This is a genomic window from Nocardia sp. bgisy118 (assembly GCF_057708605.1).
This window is the reverse complement of sequence record NZ_JBYISM010000008.1, coordinates 200,482-222,174: the sequence shown is the minus strand read 5'-3', so window position 1 is coordinate 222,174 and position 21,693 is coordinate 200,482. Positions and strand designations below refer to the sequence as shown.

At 69.2% G+C, this 21,693-nt stretch carries 17 protein-coding genes; 14 read left to right on the top strand and 3 right to left on the bottom strand.

Annotation, left to right across the window (positions count from 1 at the left end):
• Positions 1-41 precede the first annotated feature (41 nt).
• Genes AC3EO7_RS13225 through AC3EO7_RS13210 form a run of 4 tightly spaced genes read left to right on the top strand, consistent with a single transcriptional unit; the run spans position 42 to position 4,377 of the window.
• Positions 42-968 carry an ABC transporter permease gene (locus tag AC3EO7_RS13225; protein WP_435591306.1) on the top strand — a complete coding sequence of 309 codons (927 nt, stop codon included), beginning with the start codon at positions 42-44 and terminating at the stop codon, positions 966-968.
• On the top strand, positions 961-1,923 hold the full coding sequence (locus AC3EO7_RS13220) for an ABC transporter permease (RefSeq protein ID WP_435591305.1): 963 nt from the start codon (positions 961-963) through the stop codon (positions 1,921-1,923). The genes AC3EO7_RS13225 and AC3EO7_RS13220 overlap by 8 nt, the downstream gene beginning before the upstream one ends.
• A gap of 8 nt (positions 1,924-1,931) precedes the next feature.
• Entirely contained in the window at positions 1,932-3,602 is a 1,671-nt protein-coding gene (locus AC3EO7_RS13215; protein ID WP_435591304.1) for a dipeptide ABC transporter ATP-binding protein, read from the top strand.
• Positions 3,603-3,630: 28 nt separating this feature from the next.
• Positions 3,631-4,377: an oxidoreductase gene (locus tag AC3EO7_RS13210; protein WP_435591303.1), complete on the top strand. Its 747-nt coding sequence runs from the start codon at positions 3,631-3,633 to the stop codon at positions 4,375-4,377.
• Between the two features lie 525 nt (positions 4,378-4,902).
• Here the strand turns inward: AC3EO7_RS13210 and AC3EO7_RS13205 are convergent.
• Positions 4,903-5,772, bottom strand: a complete 870-nt coding sequence (locus AC3EO7_RS13205; RefSeq protein ID WP_431972691.1) for an HAD family hydrolase — start codon at positions 5,770-5,772, stop codon at positions 4,903-4,905.
• Positions 5,773-6,140: 368 nt separating this feature from the next.
• On the opposite strand from AC3EO7_RS13205, the gene ssd reads away from it, so the two are divergent.
• From ssd to AC3EO7_RS13170, 7 genes are all read left to right on the top strand, one after another.
• The gene (gene ssd / locus AC3EO7_RS13200; RefSeq protein WP_431972692.1) at positions 6,141-7,253 is read left to right on the top strand and encodes a septum site-determining protein Ssd; all 1,113 of its coding nucleotides are present in this window, start codon (positions 6,141-6,143) and stop codon (positions 7,251-7,253) included.
• A complete protein-coding gene (locus AC3EO7_RS13195) occupies positions 7,250-8,437 on the top strand; it encodes a TadA family conjugal transfer-associated ATPase (RefSeq protein WP_431972693.1) in 1,188 nt (395 codons plus the stop codon). The genes ssd and AC3EO7_RS13195 overlap by 4 nt, the downstream gene beginning before the upstream one ends.
• Positions 8,434-9,222 (top strand): type II secretion system F family protein, encoded by a 789-nt coding sequence (locus AC3EO7_RS13190; RefSeq protein ID WP_431972694.1) that lies wholly within the window; start codon positions 8,434-8,436, stop codon positions 9,220-9,222. Before AC3EO7_RS13195 ends, AC3EO7_RS13190 begins: the two co-directional genes overlap by 4 nt.
• Before the next feature lie 297 nt (positions 9,223-9,519).
• Positions 9,520-10,134 (top strand): type II secretion system F family protein, encoded by a 615-nt coding sequence (locus AC3EO7_RS13185; protein ID WP_431972695.1) that lies wholly within the window; start codon positions 9,520-9,522, stop codon positions 10,132-10,134.
• 690 nt (positions 10,135-10,824) lie between these two features.
• The gene (locus AC3EO7_RS13180; protein ID WP_431972696.1) at positions 10,825-11,013 is read left to right on the top strand and encodes a DUF4244 domain-containing protein; all 189 of its coding nucleotides are present in this window, start codon (positions 10,825-10,827) and stop codon (positions 11,011-11,013) included.
• A 737-nt stretch (positions 11,014-11,750) separates the two neighbouring features.
• Positions 11,751-12,044 (top strand): TadE family type IV pilus minor pilin, encoded by a 294-nt coding sequence (locus AC3EO7_RS13175; protein WP_435591321.1) that lies wholly within the window; start codon positions 11,751-11,753, stop codon positions 12,042-12,044.
• Positions 12,045-13,045: 1,001 nt separating this feature from the next.
• Positions 13,046-13,360: an Rv3654c family TadE-like protein gene (locus AC3EO7_RS13170; protein ID WP_435591302.1), complete on the top strand. Its 315-nt coding sequence runs from the start codon at positions 13,046-13,048 to the stop codon at positions 13,358-13,360.
• 299 nt (positions 13,361-13,659) lie between these two features.
• Here AC3EO7_RS13170 and AC3EO7_RS13165 read toward each other — a convergent pair whose 3' ends face one another.
• Positions 13,660-16,074 carry a DEAD/DEAH box helicase gene (locus tag AC3EO7_RS13165; RefSeq protein ID WP_435591301.1) on the bottom strand — a complete coding sequence of 805 codons (2,415 nt, stop codon included), beginning with the start codon at positions 16,072-16,074 and terminating at the stop codon, positions 13,660-13,662.
• Positions 16,075-16,510: 436 nt separating this feature from the next.
• Here AC3EO7_RS13165 and AC3EO7_RS13160 point away from each other — a divergent pair, with 436 nt between their 5' ends.
• The 3 genes from AC3EO7_RS13160 to AC3EO7_RS13150 all read left to right on the top strand — a co-directional run bounded on the left by AC3EO7_RS13160 (position 16,511) and on the right by AC3EO7_RS13150 (position 20,951).
• Positions 16,511-16,717: a cold-shock protein gene (locus AC3EO7_RS13160; RefSeq protein ID WP_019044597.1), complete on the top strand. Its 207-nt coding sequence runs from the start codon at positions 16,511-16,513 to the stop codon at positions 16,715-16,717.
• 855 nt (positions 16,718-17,572) lie between these two features.
• A complete protein-coding gene (topA, locus tag AC3EO7_RS13155; RefSeq protein WP_431967455.1) occupies positions 17,573-20,386 on the top strand; it encodes a type I DNA topoisomerase in 2,814 nt (937 codons plus the stop codon).
• A 61-nt stretch (positions 20,387-20,447) separates the two neighbouring features.
• Positions 20,448-20,951, top strand: a complete 504-nt coding sequence (locus AC3EO7_RS13150; RefSeq protein WP_435591300.1) for a mycothiol transferase — start codon at positions 20,448-20,450, stop codon at positions 20,949-20,951.
• A 90-nt stretch (positions 20,952-21,041) separates the two neighbouring features.
• On the opposite strand, the gene AC3EO7_RS13145 is transcribed toward AC3EO7_RS13150, so the two are convergent.
• Complete coding sequence (locus AC3EO7_RS13145) at positions 21,042-21,587, bottom strand: DJ-1/PfpI family protein (protein WP_431967398.1); 546 nt, start codon at positions 21,585-21,587, stop codon at positions 21,042-21,044.
• Positions 21,588-21,693: the final 106 nt, after the last annotated feature.

The window sequence follows — 21,693 nt, the reverse complement described above, 5'->3', positions numbered from 1 at the left end:
ACGGCGAAAGTCGGTCCGGCTCGGTACTTTCCGGAGGAAATATGGCTTGGTATGTCGTGCGGCGCCTGCTCCAGATGATCCCCGTGTTCCTCGGCGCGACGCTGCTCATCTACGCGATGGTCTTCCTCATCCCCGGCGATCCGATCAAGGCGCTGGCCGGTGAGAAGCCGCTCACCCCTGCCGTCGAGGCCCAGCTGCGGGCCAGATATCACCTCGACGAGCCGTTCATCACGCAGTACCTGTTCTATCTGAAAGGCATCCTGACCTTCGATTTCGGCACCGCGTACTCCGGTCGTCCGGTCCGCGACGAGCTGGCGAGGGCCTTCCCGATCACGATCAAGCTCTCCGTCATGGCGGTGTTCATCGAAGGCGTGTTCGGCATCGTGTTCGGCCTGATCGCCGGTCTGCGCAAGGGCAAGCTGTTCGATTCGACGATGTTGGTGGCCAGCCTGGTGATCATCGCCGTGCCGGTGTTCGTCGTCGGTTATGTCGCGCAGTTCCTGTTCGGCGTGAAGTGGGGCATCGCGCCGACGACCGTCAGTGCGAAGGCGAGTTTCACGGAACTGCTGCTGCCCGCGTTCGTGCTCGGCTCGCTCTCGTTCGCCTATGTGCTGCGGCTGACGCGAAATTCCGTGGCGGAGAACATGTCCGCCGACTACGTGCGCACCGCGACCGCCAAAGGGCTGAGCAGACGTCGCGTGGTGACCGTGCACATCCTGCGCAATTCGATGATCCCGGTGGTGACCTTCCTCGGCGCCGATCTCGGCGCGCTGATCGGCGGGGCGATCGTCACCGAGGGCATCTTCAACATCCCCGGCGTCGGCGGCACCCTGTACCAGGCGATCCAGCGGGTGGAGCCGCCGACGGTCGTCTCGTTCGTCACGGTGCTCGTGGTGATCTTCCTGCTGGCCAACCTGATCGTGGATCTGCTCTACGCCGCACTCGACCCGAGGATCCGCTATGCCTGAGCTGGAGAAGGACGCGAGCAGCGACATCAGGCCCGGTCAGGAGTACTACGTCGCGCCGCAGGACGAGGTGGAGGTGCTCGCCACCGACCGCGTCGACACGTCGGGCGAGCCGACCAGCATCTGGGGCGACGCCTGGCGGCAGCTGCGGCGCAACCCGATCTTCCTGGTCGCCGTGCTGTTGATCGTGGCGGTGACGGTGGTGGTGCTGTGGCCGGGACTGTTCACCGATCAGGACCCGCGCCACTGCCTCGGCGACGACATCATGGCGCCCCCGCGCCCGGGACATCCCTTCGGCTTCGACCGGCAGGGCTGCGACGTCTACACCAGGACCATCTACGGCGCGCGGGCCTCCGTGCTGGTCGGGCTGAGCGCGGCGGCGCTGTTCGTGCTGATCGGCGGCACGCTCGGCGCGGCGGCCGGGTTCTTCGGCGGAGTGCTGGACGAGATCGTCTCGCGCATCGCGGAGATCTTCTACGCCATCCCGATGATGCTCGCCGCGATCGTCCTGTTGCAGATGCTGCGGCCCGCGACCATGTGGAACGTCGTCCTGGTGCTCGCCTCGTTCACCTGGCCGCAGGCGGCCCGCATCGCGCGCGGCGCGGTCATCGAGGCCAAGAACAGCGAATACGTCACGGCGGCAAAGGCGTTGGGCGTCTCCAGGACGGGAACACTGGTCCGGCACGTGCTGCCGAACGCGGCGGGCCCGCTCATCGTGGTCTCCACCATCTGGCTGGGCGTCTTCATCGTCACCGAGGCGACGCTGTCGTATCTCGGTGTGGGGCTGCCGCCCGACATCGTGTCCTGGGGTGGCGACATCGCCAGGGCCAAGAACGATCTGCGCACCTCGGCGATCCTGTTCTATCCCGCCGCCGCGCTCGCCATCACCGTGCTGAGCTTCATCATGCTCGGCGACGCGGTGCGCGACGCGCTCGACCCGAAGGCAAGGAAGAGGTGAGCGTCGCGATGACGGACCGTCCGCTGCTCGAAATCCGTGATCTCGATGTCTGTTTCAGCTCCGAGGGCAGGCAGGTGCCCGCGGTGCGCAACGTCGGTCTCACCGTGTACCCGGGCCAGACCGTCGCGATCGTCGGTGAGTCGGGTTCCGGGAAGACCACCACGGCGCACGCCGTCATCGACTTGCTGCCCGGCACCGGCCGGATCACCGCGGGGTCGATCGTGTTCGACGGCAAGGACCTCACCAACGCGTCGAAGAAGGAGATCCTCGCGGTGCGCGGGCGCGGCATCGGGCTGGTGCCGCAGGACCCGATGTCCAACCTGAATCCGGTGTGGAAGGTCGGGTTCCAGGTGCGGGAGACATTGGAGGCCAACGGAATCGCCAAAGGATCCGAGGCGCGCCGACGGGCCGTCGAGTTGCTCGAGGAAGCGGGCATGTCGGATGCGGCGCGGCGGATGAATCAGTACCCGCACGAATTCTCCGGCGGCATGCGGCAGCGGGCGCTGATCGCGATCGGGTTGTCGTGCCGTCCGAAACTGTTGATCGCCGATGAGCCGACCTCGGCGCTGGACGTCACCGTGCAGCGTCAGATCCTCGATCACCTCGACGGATTGACCGCCGAGCTCGGCACCGCCGTCCTGCTCATCACCCACGATCTCGGCCTGGCCGCCGAACGGGCCGAGCACTTGGTGGTGATGTACCGGGGGCAGGTGGTGGAATCCGGTCCCGCACTGCGCATTCTGCGCGATCCCCAGCACGCCTACACCAAGAAGCTGGTGAACTCGGCGCCTTCGCTCGCCTCGCAGCGGCTCTCCGCGGTGCGCAAGCGGATCGAGATTCGCGAGCAGGCCGAGCAGATCGCCGAGGCCGAATCGGCCGCGCCCGATGTGGTGGTCGCCGAGCGGCTCACCAAGGTGTTCCCGATCCGCGGCGGCGCGCCGTGGAGGAAGTCGTCGGAGCTGCGTGCGGTCGACGACGTGTCGTTCCGGCTGCGCCGCGGCACCACCACCGCCATCGTCGGCGAATCCGGGTCGGGCAAGTCGACCGTCGCGCAGATGGTGCTCGGCCTGCTCGCGCCGACCTCGGGCGCCGTCACCTTCGACGGACGCGATGTGACCACGTTGGATCGCGCGGGCACCTTCGCCTTCCGCCGCCGGGTGCAGCCGATCTTCCAGGACCCGTACGGCTCGCTCGACCCCATGTACTCGATCTTCCGCACGATCGAGGAGCCGCTGCGCGTCCACCGGATCGGCACGCTGAAGGAGCGCGCCGCGGTGGTGCGTGACCTGCTGGACAAGGTGTCGCTGCCCGCCTCGGTGCAACGGCGCTATCCGAACGAGCTGTCCGGCGGCCAGCGTCAGCGGGTCGCGATCGCGCGGGCCCTCGCGCTGTCGCCCGAGGTGGTGGTCTGCGACGAGGCGGTGTCCGCGCTCGACGTGCTCGTGCAGGCGCAGATTCTGAATCTGCTCAACGATCTGCAAGCCGCGCTGGGGCTTTCCTATCTCTTCATCTCGCACGACCTGGCCGTGGTGCGCCAGATCGCGGACGACGTGCTGGTCATGCAGCAGGGCCGGGTCGTCGAGGCGGCGAGCGCCGAGCAGGTGTTCGACCACCCGCGCGAGGACTACACGCGCCGGCTGCTCGACGCGATCCCGGGGCGGGATCTGCTGGCGGGGTGAGGTGGCCGCGCAAGTAGCCTCGTATCCCGTGACCGATCCGCTGCAGCCCCTCGTCGACCTGCCCGGCGTGCGCGACGCCGCCGACCGCGCCCGCGATGCACTGGCCGCGGTGCACCGGCACAAGGCGAACCGGCGCGGCTGGCCGACCACCGCGGCCGAGGCGGCGGTGCGCGCGGCGCGGTCCTCCGCGGCCATCGACGGCGGCAGCACCGACCTGCCCGCCGACGGCCGGGTGGAGGATCCGATCCTGGCGGGCTCGCTGCGCGTGGGGCAGGCGCTGGACGGCGATGCCCTGCGCAACCTCGCGGGCACCTGGCAGCGCGCGCCGCTCCAGGCCCTGGCTCGGTTGCACCTGCTGGCGGCCGCCGACCTGGTGACCGACGAGCAGCTGCTCGGGCGGCCGCGCGCCGACGCGGGCGTCGCCGAGCGGCTGGATCTGCTGGCGCAGACCGTGTTGACCACCAAGGCGCCCGCGCCGGTCGTCGCGGCGGTGGTGCACGGCGAGCTACTGGCGTTGCGACCGTTCGGCACGGCGGACGGGATCGTCGCGCGTGCGGCATCGCGGTTGGTGTCGGTGGCAAGGGGCCTGGACCCACACAGCCTGGGGGTGCCCGAGGTGTTCTGGCTGCGGCGCAAGCAGGCGTACGAGGCCGCGGCCGCGGAATTCGGGACCGGCAGGCCCGAGGCGGTCGGCGGATGGGTGATCCTGTGCTGCGGTGCGCTGGAGGACGGCGCCAGGGAGGCGACGTCGATCGCCGACGCGGCGTCGGGATAGCGACTCGGCGGACGTCTCGAAGTTCCCCCGCACATCAAAGCGGGCGGCGTTGTCGTTGACGACCTCACCGCCCGCTAGCACGGACTACCGGGTTACCAAGCGTGCTAGGTGGGTTGTGTTCTGCGGCCTCGGCGACTATTCGAACTCCGCCGGTTCATCCCCGCAACCTGTGCGAGGCCTTCGCCGTCGACAATTCGAATCTCGCAGGCCCACAACGCTTCTGCCCTTGTCGCGGCGTGCTCCGCGTGGGTGCCTGGTGTCCGTGCTGGGAAGGGTGGGATGGGAGACTGAACCTTCTCTTCCGGCTCCGCCTTGGCCTTCCGTCCTTCCGTGACTCATTTCTACCACTGTGAGCGGGCTCACTCAAGGGTCGAGAAAACAATGAAAAATCGGCGTGTTTGTCGGCGTTTCGTGCTTGAATGCCTGGTCGCGAACCCTCGGAGCTGGGCTGTCGAACCCCCGGCGAGCCATCGGCTACCCCTGTTGAACAGTGCGGCGGCGCGCAGCCGGGTCCACAGTCAATGATCAGCGGCGGCGCCGCAGCAGGCGATAACTGATCGCTCCGGCCAACACCGCGCTGAGTCCTACGGCCGCGGTCGCGGCAAGGGTGGTCGACGAGGGCGACTGGAATCGCGCCCACAGCGAGACCGGGTTGGAGAAGGCGAGGATCGGCCAGCCGCGGGCAGTCGCCTCGCGGCGGAGATTGCGATCGGGGTTCACCGCCGTCGGGTGGCCGACGGCGCTCAGCATCGGCAGATCGGTCGCCGAATCGGAATAGGCATAGCAGCGCGAAAGGTCGTAACCCTCTGCGGCGGCGAGCTTTTCGATGGCCTCGACCTTGCCGTCGCCGTAGCAGTAGAACTCGACCTCGCCGGTGTACTTGCCGTCCTCGACGACCATCCTGGTGGCCGCGGTGCGCGAGGCGCCGAGCACCTCGGCGATGGGGCCGACCATCTCCTCGCCGGACGCCGAGACGATCACCACGTCGTGGCCCCGAATCTTGTGATCGGCAATGAGATCGGCGGCCTCCGCGTAGATCAGCGGGTCGACCAGCTCGTGAAGTGTCTCGGCGACAATGGATTTCACCTGCTCGACGTCCCAGCCCGCGCACATCTTGGTCAGATGTTCACGCATCCGCTCCATCTGGTCGTGGTCGGCGCCCGACAGCAGGAAGAGAAAGTGCGCGTAGCTGCTCTCCAGCACGGTCCTGCGGTTGAGCAGACCCTGAGCGAAGAACGGCTTGCTGAAGACGAAGGCGCTCGATTTCGCGATCACCGTCTTGTCGAGATCGAAGAACGCGGCCACGCGCCCGCGCCTGGTCGGGGCGCTGTCCGCTGTCGTCGCGGCGCCCGCCTGATGGTCCGGATCCGTTGTCTGGTCGTCCTCGGCCGTCACCCGTTCAGAATATGCACACCGTGCAAATGCCGGTGGGCGGGTCGGGTCACCGGGGGCGGCCACGAGTTTGCTCGAGAGACGCCGGAGCGGCGGTGACGGCAAAGTTCTTCGATGACGGACTTGCGTGCGTGCCGGGGATTGGGTGTAGTATTGCTGGCACCTGGACATGGTCCAGGCGCGTTCAGCCCGACCCCCCGGGGCTGAACCCGACGGCCCCAGCCTCCTCCCCCCCCGGCTGGGGCCGTCCTCTATTTCGGGGACGAATTCCCCTTCTTCGTCGGTCCGACGGTTGTCCACAGCGTCGGAGTTATCCACATTCGGCATCTCGGGTCTTCTGGCGAGCCTTCGCGTGCACCACGCTGACCTGCATGGATAACGACGTCGCGCAGACAGTCTCGATCTCGCCCGCGCTCGTGCTCATCCGGGATGTCCGGTTACGAGACGAGGTCCGCCGGGTCGCCGCGGCCGCGGAGCGCCTGCTCGACGAACGCGAGCCGCCGGTGGGCAGGCATGCCTGGTCAGGGGCGCCCATGGTGATCCTCGACACAGTCACGGCGGGTGAGTGCGCGGCAGCCGGTTACCCGCGGCGGGGCGGCGTCGTTCTGGTGACCGATGGGGAGCCCGGACTACCCGGTTGGCAGGCCGCGGCGGCGGTCGGCGCCGAGCGCGTCATCGCGCTGCCGGGGGCCGCGGTGGGGCTTATCGAGAAGTTTGCTGAGCACGGCGAGCGGCGCGCATCCGACGGTGTCGTGGTGGCTGTCGCCGGTGCGAGCGGTGGCGCGGGAGCCTCGGTTCTCGCGGCTGCCACCGCCCTGCGCGCCGCCGCCGAAGGGTTCCGTCGCGACACCGTGCTCGTCGACGGAGCACCCCTCGGCGGCGGCCTCGACCTGCTGTTGGGCATAGAGACGGGTATGGGGCTGCGCTGGCCGGACCTGGTCGTCGAGGACGGCAGGATCGCGGCGACGGCGTTGCACGACGCGCTGCCGAAGGCGTCGCCGGGGCTGTCCGTGCTGTCCTGCGGCCGCGGCGGTGCCGGTCGATTGCCGGGCGCTATCGGGGCGGGCGCGGCGCGCGCGGTGATCGAAGCAGGCCGTGCCGCAGGCGATCTCGTGATCTGCGACGTGTCCGGTGAGCGCGGCGCGCACGCGGAACAGATGCTCGAAAGCGCGGATCTGGTGGTGCTGGTCGTGCAGGCCACGCTGCGGGCGGTGGCCGCGGCGGAGTCCGTCGCGGCGTATATCGGCAGGCGAAATCCCAACCAGGGCTTGGTGCTCCGCGGTCCGGCGCCGGGCGGGCTGCGCGGAGCCGAGGTGGCCGAGGTCCTCGACCTCCCGCTGCTGGCGGCCGTCCGAGCCGAAGGGGGCTTGGCGGCCCGCCTGGAGCGCGGCGGGCTCGCCACTCCGCGGCGTGGACCGCTCAAGGACGCGGCCGATGCGGTGCTCGCGGTGCTCGGCGCGCCTGCCGTGCGGAGCGAACCGTGAACGCGCTGGTGACGGCCGAGCTCCTGGATCGCGTGCGGGAGCGACTGGCGGGTGAACCGGGCGATCCCGACCCGGCGGCCGTCGCGGCGGCCATTCGCGCCGAAGCGGGCGGCGTCCTCGGTGACACCGACCTGCTGCGCGCGCTGCGGCTGTTGCAGACCGAGATGACCGGCGCGGGGGTGCTCGAGCCACTGCTGCACGATCCTCGGGTCGCGGATGTCCTTGTGACGGCGCCCGACGCGGTATGGATCGACCGCGGACACGGGCTGGAGAGGACCCCGGTCACGTTCCCAGACGAGGCGGCGGTGCGCAGGCTCGCCCAGCGGTTGGCGCTTGCGGCGGGGCGCAGGCTCGACGACGCCCAGCCGTGGGTGGACGGACGACTGGCCGGAACCGAAGCGGCGCTCGGTGATTCGTTCGGCGTTCGGCTGCACGCGGTGCTCGCGCCGATCGCACAGGGCGGCACATGTCTGTCGCTGCGAGTGCTGCGCCCCGCCACCCAGGGGTTGGGCGCGCTGGCGGCGGCGGGCGCGGTGCCGCCGGACGCGAAAACCCTGCTGGAGCGCGTCATCCGGGCTCGGCTCGCGTTCCTGGTGGTCGGCGGCACCGGGGCTGGGAAGACGACCCTCTTGTCCGCGCTGCTCGCCGAAGTCGATGCCCGCGAGCGGATCGTGTGCGTCGAAGACGCGGCCGAACTCGCGCCGCCGCACCCGCACGTGGTGCGGCTCGTGGCGCGCACGGCGAACGTCGAGGGCGTCGGAGCGGTGACGGTGCGCGATCTGGTGCGGCAGGCGCTGCGCATGCGTCCGGACCGGATCGTGGTCGGCGAGGTCCGCGGCGCCGAAGTCGTCGATCTGCTGACCGCGCTGAACACCGGGCACGACGGCGGCGCGGGCACGGTCCACGCGAACTCCCCGCGGGAAGTCCCCGCCAGGCTGGAAGCGCTCGCCGCGCTCGGCGGCATGGACAGCGCGGCGCTGCACAGCCAACTGGCCGCCGCGGTGCAGGTGGTGCTGCACGTGCATCGCCGGGCGGACGGCTCGCGCGGTCTGCGGGAGATCGGGGTGCTCGACCGTGACGCGAGCGGCAGGGTGCGCATCGTCGCGGCTTGGCGCGCCGACGATGCGCCGATTCCGGGTGCGGCCGGGCTGGCGGCCCTGCTGGCGGAACGGATTGGTCGATGAGCGCGGCGATGGTGTGCTTGGCGCTCGCGGTGCTGGTGGTGCCCGAGACGGGTCCGCGCCGACGAATGCGAGGTCTTTTCGCGCGGGGTCGTGCGCGAAAGCCGGACTACAGCAATGTTGTTCGCGTCGCGGTGTGTTCGACGCTTGCGTCAACCCTGGCGATGGGCATCGGTGTTTTCCTCGCCGCGGCGATGCTGGCGGGCACCGTAGGGCTGCGCCGGCGACGGGCTCACGCCGACCGCCGTCGCACCGAAGCATGCGCCCATCTCCTCGACGCCTTGGAAGCGGTCATCGGCGAATTGCGCGTCGGCGCACACCCGAGTGCGGCCGCGGACGTCGCCGCCAGCGAATCACGCGGTGTGGCGGCTCGCGCTTTCGCCGTCAGCGCCGCGCGCGGCAAGCTGGGCGGTTCCGCCGCAGATGGTCTGCGTGACCCGCACGTGGTCATCAGCGCCGAGCTCGCTCGCATCGCCGACGCGTGGCTTATCGCGGAGCGCCACGGCCTGGCCCTCGCCGAACTCTTGACGGCCGCCCGCGCAGACCTGGTGGGTCGCATCCGTTTTCGCGCACGCGCTACCGCCGCCCTCGCGGGCGCTCGCGCCACCGCCACGGTCCTGTCCACCCTCCCGCTGCTCGGCTTGATCCTGGGCCAGCTCATGGGCGCCGACCCGCTGCGGGTCCTCTTCGCCTCCTCGGCGGGAAGCCTGCTGCTTCCACTCGGGGTGGCGCTGGCCTGCACCGGGCTGCTGTGGAGCGATGCGATCACGCGAAAGGCGCTGGTGTGAACGGGCGCGGTGCGGTGTGCGTCGAGCAGTCGCCGGGCGTGCCGGAGGTGGGCGGGAGCCGGATGCCTCGTGCCGAACCTCGGCGGAGATTCGGCGGGCTGTGCGTAGCGATCGGGTATGTCGTCTCGGCGTTCCTTGTGCTTGCCTCGTCGGCGTCGGCCGCCATGGCTTCGACGGAGCGCGGGCGCGCTGCACCTCGTCGGGTTATTGGCTCGGCGCGTGTGCCGGACTCGGTCGCGGGCCGGGATGCGGTGTCGGCGTGTTTTGGCGAATTCGGCTGGGCAGAAAGGGATTCGGATGGCGATCGAGGCCGGTGTCGCAACGTTGGCGGTGGCGGGGGCTTTCGCGCTGTGGCCGGGGCGCGTCGGCGTCGGTCGGAGGCTGCGGGTGCTGGGGCGGACCGGGGAGGGAAAGGAGCCGAAGCCGGACAAGCCGGGCGCTGCGAATCCGCTCGATATCGCGTCGGTGTTCGATCTGCTCGCCGCGTGTCTGCGAGCGGGTCTGCCGATGGCGAGTGCGGCGCGCGTGGTGGCTGCCGGCGCACCGCAGGCGGTGGGCATGGCATTGCGCACGGCCGCGGACCTGCTTGCGCTCGGCGCGGAGCCGGGCTCGGCCTGGGAGCGTGCGGCGCGGGATGCGGAGGGCCGACCGGGAGCTGCCGAGATCGATTCGCTGGCGCGGATGGCCCGACGCTCGGCGCGATCCGGCGCTTCGCTGGCGGTCGCCGTCGGAGAACTCGCCGACCAGCACCGCCGCGCGGTCGAGGATGCGGCAGCGGCTCGCGCGGAACGCGCGGGCGTGCTGATCGGCGGTCCGCTGGGGCTGTGCTTTCTGCCCGCGTTCCTGTGCTTGGGCATCGTGCCCGTGGTGATCGGTCTGGCGGGCCGTGTTCTCGAAGGCGGTCTCCTGTGAACGAGGACCTCCTCGCGAGTCGCGCTCGACGGCAACAGGCTTGCCCGCGCGGATCGGCCGCGCGGGCCGAAGGGAAAGGGGAAGCAGGTGCGAATCGAAGAACCGGCGGATCGTCCGCGGCGACGAGCCGACGGCCCGCTGCTGTCCGAACGGTTGGCTCGCGCCCACGCGGCCGTGTGGGATGCGACGACCGAAGTGGTTCGTGCGCTGCGTGGTTCCGCGGAGGAGGCAGCGGGCCCACGGAGGCGCTCGATCCCACGGGTCGCCCGGGTGGTCGGTATCCGAGTGGCCCGGATGCATGTGAAGTTGCGCAGGAAGGCGGCGCGGCGCGGGATGGCTACCGCAGGCGCGAGCGGATTATCGGCGGCGATGGCGTTTCTGAGCGGGAAGGTGAGGTGACACGGAGTGGTGACAGCGGGCGGAAACACAGCGTTGGCGGCGATGACGCTGCTGGGTCGGACAGTGCGGCGGCGCGAGATGGGGGCGCTGCACGGGAAGGTAAATGCAGGCGGGAACCGGGTACACGCTGTGAAGCCGACACCCGGTGGGATCGCGAGTCCTGTCGGCGGGCTGGCGTGCACGACCGGGCAAGACCCGGAACACAACCCAGCCGGCCCGGCGAGAAACACAGCGGCCGAGGCAGATTCGTGGTTTCGGTACCGCACCCTCGGTGGCCGAGCACGGACGGCCATTGCTCAACTCCAGCTCCGCACGGTGCGGGCAGCCGTCGACGACGACGGCATGAGCACAGCGGAATATGCCATCGGGACTATTGCGGCAGCGGCATTTGGTGCGGTGCTGTACGGGGTGGTGACCGGCGATTCGATCGTGGACGCGTTGACGAAGATCATCGATCGCGCCTTGAACACCACGGTGTAGCGGCGGGGGTGGCCCGACGACGTGCCGGTGCTCGTCCGCTCGCGGATGATCGCGGGGTCGTCGCGGCGAGGACCGGACAGTGTGTTTGTGCCCATTCCCTTGCGGACGACGGCGGTGCCACCACGGTGGGGAACGGGCGGTGTGTGGGTGCCTGTTCGCTTGTGGGCGATGGCAGGGCGATCGCGGTGGGGAGCGGGCGGTGTGTTGGCGCCCGTTCGCTCGCGACCGATGGCGGTGCCATGACGGCGCGGAGGGGTCGGTGTGTGAGTGCCTGTTCGCTCGTTGGCTATGGCGGGGCGATGGTGGCCGAGACCGGACGACGTCTTGAAGGCCGTCTGATCGCGGCCGATGGCGGGACCGTCGCGGTGGGTACTGGGCGATGTGTCGTTGCCTGTGCGGTCGCGGCGGAGAGTGGGGCCGTCGCGGCCAAGGGAGGACGACGTGTCGGTGCTCGTCCGCTCGGGGCCGATGGTGGGTCCGTCGCGGCGAGGACCGGACAGTGTGTTTGTGCTCGTTCCCTCGTGGCCGATGGCGGGGCCACCACGGTGGGGAATGGACGATGTGTCGATGGCCGTCCGCTCGCGATGAATGGCAGGACCGTCACGGTGGGGGCTGGGCGATGTGTCGTTGCGCGTGCGGTTGCAGCGGAGAGTGGGACCGTCGCGGCCAGAGGCGGACGAGGTGTAGGTGCTCGTCCGCTCGCGGATGATCGCGGGGCCGTCACGGTCGAGGCGGCGATCGCGCTCGGTTCCCTCGTCGTTGCGGTGATGGTCTGCCTCGGAGCCCTGCTCGCGGCGTCGACGCAGGTCCGCTGCGTCGACGCCGCCCGTGAGGCGGCACGCCTTGCGGCGCGCGGCGACGAAGCCAACGCGGTCGCCACGGCTCGTCGCGTCGCCCCACCGAACGCCGCCGTCTCGCTCCGCACGGAGGGCGAGCACGTGGTCGTGGTGGTCTCGGCGCGGACACCGCTCTTACCCCTCGAGTTACGGGCCGAGGCGGTGGCGGCGCTGGAGCCGGGGGTGGCGCGGTGAACGGGAGACCCGTCCGCAGCGACGCTACGGCGAGCAGGCCGACGTGGCTCTTGTCGCTTCGCAGGACAGGGAGAGCATCGGCGAGCTCAGCGAAAGTGTCGCGGCTTTCCTGTGTGCGCCGTCCCTCATCGGTCGGCGTGCGTCGACCGCCATCCGACGCGCCTTTGTGCTGTCGGGTGGCGGTGGGCGTGCGTCGGCCCGGGACGGTATTGGTCTGCCGGTCAGCGGTTGGTGAGCGTCGACCTGGGGCGGTGTTGGTCTCTCGGTCAGCGGTGAGTGTATGTCGGCCTAGCGCGGTGTTGGGCTGCTGGTCATCGGTCGGTGTGTGTTGGCCGGGGGCGGTGTTGGGCTGTAGGCCAACGGTCGGAGTGCGTCGACCGCGACCCGACATGCCGCTGTGCTGCCGGTCAGCGTCTGGCGTGTGTCGGCCTGATGCGATGTTGGGCTGTTGGTCGTCTGTTGGTGTGCGTGGGCCTGGGGCGGTGTTGGTCTGTCGGTCAGCGTCTGGCGTGTGTCGGCCTGATGCGATGTTGGGCTGTTGGTCGTCTGTTGGTGTGCGTGGGCCTGGGGCGGTGTTGGTCTGGCGGTCAGCGTCTGGCGTGTGTCGGCCTGATGCGATGTTGGGCTGTTGGTCGTCTGTTGGTGTGCGTGGGCCTGGGGCGGTGTTGGTCTGGCGGTCAGCGTCTGGCGTGTGTCGGCCTGATGCGGCGTTGGGCTGTTGGTCGTCTGTTGGTGTGCGTGGGCCCGGCGCGGTATTGGGCTGCCGGTCGAGGGTCGGTGTGCCTTGGTCCGGCTCGACGTTGGGCTGCCGGTCAGCTGTAGGTGTGTGTCGGCCTGGCGTGGTGTTGGGCTGTCGGTCGGCGGTGGGTGTGCCTCAGACCGGGTCGGCGCTGCGTTGCCCGCCGTCATGGCCAGGGCTGGGGGCGGGGCGCGGAAGTAAAGGGAGCGATCGATCGCGTCGTGAGCGAGGGGAGCGGGGTGGAGCGACGGTGTTCGCCTGCGTGGCGCTGATCGGGTTGATCGCGGCGGCGCTGGTGATCGGGCAGGTAGGGATGGTCGTCGTCGCGCGGCATCGGGCGCAGGCGGAGGCGGATCTGGCGGCATTGGCGGCGGCCGGGGCATTGGACGGCGGGGCCGAGGCGGGATGCGCGGCGGGGGAGGAGGTGGCGCGGCGGATGGGATCGCGGATTAGTGAGTGCCGGATCGATGGATGGCACGCGACCGTGGCGGTGGCGCGGAATATACCAATGGGTCTGTTCGGAGTGCGGACTGTTCATGCGGTTGCTCGGGCGGGACCGGTCGCAGAGGAACAGTGACCGATGTGTACGAACACTGGTCAGTGTTAGTTCCGAACCACGAATTCAGCCATAGGAATAATCGAATAATTACGATGCGATATCTATTTTACGCACGGGTACGGAAATTCTTTGGCGATGAATCCGCACGTCGAGTGGTATGGGGCGTGGCAATGCCCTAGTTAACATGAATCTAATCCTCTTTATTCGGGCGGGCGGTGTGCCCCGACGGTATGGGACGGGACGGGTCGAGCGAGGCAGCCGACAGCCGGTGACCGCCGCGTAGATGGCGCTTCGGTCACGCCGGGAGGACGCTGCCGTCACGAACCGAGATCTGCGTCTTCACCTGCGCGAATGCCGGTCTCGGCAGGCCCGTTCAGCTCGGCCAGTACGGCAGCCAGCAGTCGTGCCGAGGCTCCCTTGTCGAGTGGATGGTTGCCGTTACCGCACTTGGGCGACTGCACGCATGAAGGGCAGCCCGCGGTGCACGTGCAGGAGTCGATGGCCGACAGGGTCGCCGAGAGCCAGCGGCGCAGCTGGGCGAAGCCACGCTCGGCGAAACCTGCGCCCCCGGGTTGGCCGTCGTAGACGAAGACGGTCGGCAGACCGGTGTCCGGGTGCTCGGCGGTGGAGACGCCGCCGATATCCCATCGATCGCAGGTGGCGACCAGGGGCAGCAGGCCGATCGCGGCGTGCTCGGCGGCGTGCAGCGCGCCGGGCGCTTGCCGTGGGTCGATGCCTGCGGCGGCGAGGAGCTCGGGTGTGACGGTGTAGAACACCGCGCGGGTGGGCAGGGTCTGCGGCGGGAGATCCAGCTCGACCAGGTCGAGGACCTCGCCGGTGGGCAGGGTGCGCAGATAGCCGATCACCTGACTGGTCACGGTGACCTGCGCCAACGCGCTGGTCACGGCCCCATGCCGGTGCTGTTCGGTGAGCGCTTCGACGGCGATGTCGGTGACCTGCCGCGCGCTGGTGGTCCATCCGAGTTCGGCGGCGTGCACGAACGCGACGCCGCCGTCCAGGTCGAGCTCGTCGACCACGTAGGTCTCGCCTTGGTGCAGGTGGACCGCGCCCTGGTGCAAGGTGGCGGGGGCGCGCCCGGCGTCGGCGGTGCCGAGCAGCCTGCCGGTCTCGCCGTCGACGATGGCCACCGGCGCGCCGATGCCGCCGCGCACGTCGACGTTGTCGTGCGGGTGCGCATCCGCGGTCACATACCAGCGCGCGGCGCCGTCCCGACCTGCCACGCGACGCCTGATGAGGCCCTCGGCCGCGAGGTCGGCGAGGACCTCTTGTGCGCCGAGTTCGTCCACTTCGGCGTCGGTGAGCGGCAGTTCGAGCGCCGCGCACAACAGCTGCGGTCCCACTACATAGGGATTGCGCGGGTCGGTGATGGTGGCCTCGACCGGCTTGTCCAGCAACGCCTCGGGATGGTGCACGAGGAAGGTGTCGAGCGGATCGTCCCTGGCCACCAGCACGACGAGCGAACCCTGGGTGCGCCTGCCCGCCCGGCCTGCCTGCTGCCAGAAGGAGGCGACGGTGCCGGGAAAACCGGAGATCACCACCGCGTCCAAGCCCGCGATGTCCACGCCGAGCTCCAGCGCGTTGGTGCTGGCCGCGCCGAGCAGAGAACCGTCGGAGAGGGCGGTCTCCAGCTCGCGCCGGTCCTCCGCCAGGTAGCCCGCGCGGTAGGCGGCGATCCGCTCGGCGAGCGTCGGATCCACCTCCGCGAGCAGCCTGCGTGCTTCCATCGCGGTGAGTTCGGCGGCGCGTCTGGAACGGACGAAGGTCAGCGTTCGCGCGCCCTCGACCACCAGGTCGGCCATGATCCGCGCCGCCTCCGAGGTCGCCGAGCGGCGAACGGGTGCGCCGTTCTCGCCGGTCAGCGCGGTGAGCAGGGGCGGCTCCCACAGCGCGACGGTGCGCGGTCCCTGCGGCGAACCGTCCTCGGTCACGGCGACACAGGGCGCGCCGATCAGCCGGGACGCCGCGGCCGAGGGTTCGGCGGTGGTCGCCGAGCACAGCACGAAGACCGGATCGGCGCCGTAGCGGGCCGCGATCCGCCGCAGCCTGCGCAGGACCAGGGCGACGTGCGAGCCGAAGACGCCCCGATAGGCGTGGCATTCGTCGACGACGACGTAGCGCAGCCTGCGGAACACCCTGGCCCAGCGCTGATGGGAACGCAGCATGCCGACGTGCAGCATGTCCGGGTTGGTGAAGATCCACCGCGCGTTCGCCCGCACCCATTGGCGGATCTCGGCGGGTGTGTCGCCGTCGTACGTCGCCGGATGCACATCCCGCAGCGGGCCTTCGTGCGTGAGCGCGCCGATCGCGCGCAGTTGATCAGCGCCGAGCGCCTTGGTGGGAGAGATATAGAGGGCGGTTGCCTTCGGGTCCTCCAGTAGTGCGGTCAGCACGGGCAATTGGTAGCCGAGCGATTTACCGGACGCGGTTCCCGTGCTCACCACGACATGCCGCCCCGACGCCGCCAGGTCGGCGGTCTTGGTCTGATGTGTCCAGGGCGCCGCTATCCCGGTGTTGCGCAGCGCCTCGACGACGTCAGGAGCCGCCCAATCCGGCCACGCGGTGACGCCCGCGGGCCGCGCGGGCAGCTCTACGACGTGCGTCAGCCGGGGATCGGCATCCAGGCCCTCTGTTTGGACACGGTTCAGCAACGATCGCCCGTATCCGGGGCCGCTGCCGCGCCCGTTTCGCGCCACCTGGTCGGTTGGATTCACGGTGTGGCGATCCCGACACGCGAGGAAAGTGTGAAACGTGTGTGGTTGGGAAGGCTCACCAGCCATTTCGATACCAAATAGCGACCTGGGTCACAGCTGGTTTGCCAGATGCCGTCCCGGTTATCCAAGGGCAAACGAACCTGAAGTACGGATTCGAGCATTGTGTCCCTCACCTGCGCATTCGCAAGATCAACTTTTTTGCAAATTGTCGGTAACTCGACTGTTGAATTGCTCGAAGACATGGTTCACTAGTTCCTGGTCGCAAGCTTCTGTGTTCGAGGGACGGATCCAAAGTCCAAACCGTCAGCAGGATCGATGTTGCGAACGGTGTGCTTGGTGCTTTCCTGCAGGGGGAACCAAGAGTACAGCGGTCGGAACGGACCCGGTGGACGAACCCAGTTGTCCGCCGTTCCGGTAAGAAAAGAGAAGGAACAGAATGGCACAGGGAACTGTGAAGTGGTTCAACGCGGAGAAGGGGTTCGGCTTCATCGCGCCGGAGGACGGCTCCGCTGACGTCTTCGTCCACTACTCCGAGATCCAGGGGACGGGCTTCCGCACCCTCGAGGAGAACCAGAAGGTCGAGTTCGAGGTTGGCCAGGGCACCAAGGGCCCTCAGGCCACTGGAGTTCGCGCGCTCAGCTGAGCGACGCTGATCCACAGCTCGTCCCCCACCACCGGTGACCGGAGGTGGGGGACGAGCTATATCCGGGGTAGGTCGAAAAGGGCATTCTGTTCGTGAAAAATATGAACAAAATGCCCCGCCGTACCAATCGGTACGACTTCCCATCGGCTGGCGCCCGAAAGGGGCGGTTCGCGAACCCTCGCGCCGCTCCGGAGGAAGCGCGCATTCCCACGTGGAGCCGGTCGGTGACGCAAAACCGCAGCTCGAGGACCTAACGGCAACCCGATCGGCGCCTCGGGGTCGTCCGCCGACCGAGTGGCCGACCTCCGTTCGGCGCCTGGTCGATCGGTTTGTTGGCTGCACGGTGCCGCATGTTCGCCGCAGCGGAGTTCATCGGCTTCGGCTCGCCCCACGGCCGAGCGCCGGCACGCCGGTCGCGAACGGAACCGCGCGCATCAGCCCCAGCCCCGAAACGCGCCGAAGCCGCTTGACGTCCATAGGGATTGGCGCCCGACCACACATCCGGCCGCCCCCTCACTCCGTATACAACGGAGAAACCATCCAACAGCCGCGCGTCCCCATTACTCGGGGGACGAGTGGCACCAGCCGAATGCACGCGTACCAGCGCGGCAAACAACAGGGCATACTGATCGGCAGTGATCACGTACGCTCAGTGGTTCGGGTCGCAAGCCTCGACCACAGCCAGCGTCAAGGTATAAACGTGACTGGTAGCGATGTCAGCGTCGCCGCCGCTTGCCCCAAACCGTGCACAAACGCGCACCAGCGCGCCGCGCGGGTCGAGAAGGAAAGGTGTTTTCGCCGGTGGCAACACGAGACCGCGGTGCAGCCGACCAGGGCCGTCCCCTGCGTCGTCTCGTGATCGTCGAGTCCCCGACCAAGGCGCGCAAGATCGCGCCCTATCTGGGCCGCAACTACACGGTGGAAGCCTCCGTCGGCCACATCCGGGACTTGCCGCGCGGTGCGGCGGACGTGCCCGCCAAGTACAAAGGGCAGCCGTGGGCGCGCCTGGGCGTGGACGTGGACAACGATTTCGAGCCCATCTACGTGGTGAGCCCGGACAAGAAGGCCAAGGTCACCGAGCTCAAGAGCCTGCTCAAGGACGCCGACGAGCTGTATCTGGCCACCGACCCCGACCGCGAGGGCGAGGCTATCGCCTGGCATCTGCTGGAGACGCTGAAGCCGAAGGTGCCGGTGCGCCGGATGGTGTTCCACGAGATCACCGAGCCCGCCATCCAGGCCGCGGCCGCGGACACCCGCGAGCTCGATCCTGATCTGGTCGACGCGCAGGAGACCAGGCGCATCCTGGACCGGCTGTACGGCTACGAGGTCAGCCCGGTGCTGTGGAAGAAGGTCATGCCGCGCTTGTCGGCGGGCCGGGTGCAGTCCGTCGCGACCCGCGTGATCGTCCAGCGCGAGCGGGAGCGGATGGCGTTCCGTTCCGCGGAGTACTGGGACATCGCGGCCAAGCTGGACGCGGGCACGGGCGAGGCGGCCGACGCGACCAATCCGCGGACCTTCGGCGCGCGGCTGGTGAACGTCGACGGCGCGCGGGTCGCGACCGGCCGGGATTTCGGACCCGACGGGCAGCTCAAGTCCACCAACGGCGTCATCGTCCTCGACGAGGGCTACGCGCGGCGGTTGGCGGAGGCGCTCGACGGCGCGGATCTGGTGGTGTCCTCGGCCGAGGCCAAGCCGTACACCCGCAAGCCATATGCGCCGTTCATGACGTCCACCCTCCAGCAGGAGGCGGGTCGAAAGCTGCGTTTCACCTCCGAGCGAACCATGCGGGTGGCGCAGCGGCTCTACGAAAACGGCTACATCACCTACATGCGTACCGACTCGACCACGCTGTCGGAGTCGGCGATCGCCGCGGCCCGCTCGCAGGCGACCCAGCTCTACGGCGCGGAGTACGTGCATCCCACGCCGCGCCAGTACACCCGCAAGGTGAAGAACGCGCAGGAGGCGCACGAGGCGATCCGCCCGTCGGGCGACACCTTCGTCACGCCGGGACAGCTGCACGCGCGGCTCGACAATGACGAGTTCCGGCTGTACGAGCTGATCTGGCAGCGCACCGTCGCCTCGCAGATGGCCGACGCGCGCGGTACCACGCTGACGCTGCGCATCACCGGCGTCGCGGGCACCGGCGAGGAGTGCGTGTTCTCCGCGTCGGGTCGCACGATCACCTTCCCCGGCTTCCTCAAGGCGTACGTGGAGAGCGTGGACGAGGAGGCGGGCGGCCAGTCCGACGACGCCGAATCCCGGCTTCCCGCACTGGAAGAGGGCCAGGGCGTCACGGCGGTCGAGCTGAATCCCGATGGGCACACCACGAATCCGCCCGCGCGCTACACCGAGGCCTCGCTGATCAAGACGCTCGAAGAGCTCGGCATCGGCCGCCCATCGACGTACTCCTCGATCATCAAGACGATCCTGGACCGCGGGTACGTGTACAAGCGCGGTAGCGCGCTGGTGCCGTCGTGGGTGGCGTTCGCGGTGGTCGGGCTGCTGGAGGCGTACTTCGGCAGGTTGGTCGACTTCGACTTCACCGCAGCCATGGAGGACGATCTCGACGCCATCGCAGGCGGCCGGGAGCAGCGCGGAAACTGGTTGTCCAGCTTCTACTTCGGCGGCGAGCACGGCGTCGAGGGTTCGGTCGCGCGCTCCGGCGGGTTGAAGAAGATGGTCGGCGAGCAGCTCGACGACATCGACGCCCGCGAGGTCAACTCGATCAAGCTCTTCACCGACGCCGAGGGCCGCGACGTCGTGGTCCGGGTCGGCCGTTTCGGGCCGTATCTGGAGCGGATGGTCGTCAATCCCGATGACCCCGAAGGTGATCTGATTTCGCAGCGGGCGAACCTGCCCGACGATCTGCCGCCCGACGAGCTGAGCCCCGAGGCCGCCGAGAAGCTGTTCTCGACGCCGCAGGAAGGGCGCAGGCTGGGCGCCGACCCGGAGACCGGGAACGAAATCGTCGCCAAGGAAGGACGTTTCGGTCCTTACGTCACCGAGATCCTGCCCGAGCCCGCCGCCGAAGAGGCGCCGGCCAAGAAGACCGCGAAGAAGGCAGCCGCGCCCAAGCCGCGCACCGGTTCGCTGTTCAAGTCGATGGACCTGGCCACGATCACCCTCGACGACGCGCTGAAACTGCTGTCGCTGCCGCGGGTGGTCGGCTCCGATCCGGCGTCCGGCGAGGAGATCACGGCGCAGAACGGCCGGTACGGCCCGTATCTGAAGAAGGGCACCGATTCGCGGTCGCTGGCGTCGGAGGACCAGATCTTCACCGTCACGCTCGACGAGGCGCTGAAGATCTATGCCGAGCCGAAGCGCCGCGGCAGGCAGGCCGCGAGCGCGGCCCCGCTACGCGAGCTGGGTAACGACGCGGCCACCGGCAAGCCGATGGTGATCAAGGACGGCCGGTTCGGTCCCTACGTCACCGACGGCGAGACCAACGCCAGCCTGCGCAAGGGCGACGAGGTCGAGTCCATCACCGACGCGCGCGCCTCGGAGCTGCTGGCCGACCGGCGCGCTCGTGGCCCGGTGAAGAAGGCGGCGAAGAAGACCGCGGCCAAGAAGACCCCGGCGAAGAAGACCACCGCCAAGAAAGCCGCGGCCAAGAAGACGACCACCGCGAAGAAGACCGCGGCGAAGAAGACGGCCGCAGAGAAGTCCTGAGCGCGGGCTCGGCGTGGGTTAGCCTCGGTCGGTACGGCCCGTATCCGGGAAAGGACCGACCATGGCCGATCGGGAGCGCGAGGATCTGATCGCGATGCTGGCGGATCAGCGCGAGCTGTTCCGGATCACCGTCCGAGGCATCGACGACGATCAGGCGCGCAAACGCACCACGGTCAGCGAGCTGACCCTGGGCGGGCTGCTGCATCACCTGATCAACTGCGAGCGCCACTGGACCTCGGTGATCGTGACGCGCGACGAGCACGCCGACCTGGACGTCTCCCAGTTCGACGGCGAGTACGTCATGGCGCCGGACGAGACCGTGCAGGGGCTGCTCGACACCTGGGACGAGGTGGCGGCCGCCACGGCCGAAGTGATCCGGACCGTGGACAGCCTCGACACCTCCATCCCCACCCCGACCGCCCCGTGGACGCCAGAAAGAATCTGGCAGACGGTGCGTTTCACGATCCTGCACATCCTGCGCGAGATCGCGCACCACTCCGGGCACGCCGACATCATCCGCGAGGAACTGGACGGGCAGAACAGCACCTACTCCAGGGCCTCCTGAGAGTCGGCGGCCGGAGCGAACGCCTATTCGCGCAGCCGGACGCAGTTCGTCCTCAGCTCGCGTACGGCCGCAGCGAACGCGCAGGTACGCCTATTCGCGCAGCAGCCGGACGAACTCGCGCATCCAGGCGGGATGGTCAGGCCAGGCGCGGCCGGTGACGATGTTGTCCTCCACGTGCGCCTCGCTGTCCACGAACTTGCCGCCCGCGGCCTCGATGTCGGGGGCGAGGGCGGGGTAGGCGCTGCACGAGCGGCCGGTGAGCACGCCGGCCGCGGCGAGGATCAGCGGGCCGTGGCAGAGGGCGGCGATCGGCTTGCGTTGTTCGGCGAAATGCTGGACGACGCGCTGGCAGTCCGGGTTGTTGCGCAGGTACTCCGGTGCGCGGCCGCCGGGCACCACCAGCGCGCCGTAGTTCTCCGGGGCGACGTCGGCCAGCGCGAGGTCGGCGGGCCAGCTGTGGCCGAGCTTCTCGGTGTAGGTGTCGAAACCGTCCGCGAAGTCGTGGACGACGAATTGGAGCTTCTTCACGGTCGGCGCCGCGATGTCCACCTCGTGCCCCTCTTCGAGCAGGCGCTGGTAGGGGTAGAAGACCTCGAGGTCTTCGGCGGCGTCCCCGGCGATCAACAGGATTCTCACGATGATTCCACCTCCGCGTCGAGCATCCGTCAGCGTGGTGAGCCGGGTCAACGACTTCGCGATCGATGCCGCGTGTCGCGCGGGGACAGGCCGTGACCGGCCGAGG

Coding starts and splice junctions, on each gene's coding strand:
- ssd (WP_431972692.1), top strand. CDS start 6,141: ATGGATAACGACGTCGCGCAGACAGTCTCGATCTCGCCCGCGCTCGTG.
- AC3EO7_RS13185 (WP_431972695.1), top strand. CDS start 9,520: ATGGCGATCGAGGCCGGTGTCGCAACGTTGGCGGTGGCGGGGGCTTTC.
- AC3EO7_RS13220 (WP_435591305.1), top strand. CDS start 961: ATGCCTGAGCTGGAGAAGGACGCGAGCAGCGACATCAGGCCCGGTCAG.
- AC3EO7_RS13215 (WP_435591304.1), top strand. CDS start 1,932: ATGACGGACCGTCCGCTGCTCGAAATCCGTGATCTCGATGTCTGTTTC.
- AC3EO7_RS13225 (WP_435591306.1), top strand. CDS start 42: ATGGCTTGGTATGTCGTGCGGCGCCTGCTCCAGATGATCCCCGTGTTC.
- AC3EO7_RS13150 (WP_435591300.1), top strand. CDS start 20,448: ATGGCCGATCGGGAGCGCGAGGATCTGATCGCGATGCTGGCGGATCAG.
- AC3EO7_RS13160 (WP_019044597.1), top strand. CDS start 16,511: ATGGCACAGGGAACTGTGAAGTGGTTCAACGCGGAGAAGGGGTTCGGC.
- AC3EO7_RS13190 (WP_431972694.1), top strand. CDS start 8,434: ATGAGCGCGGCGATGGTGTGCTTGGCGCTCGCGGTGCTGGTGGTGCCC.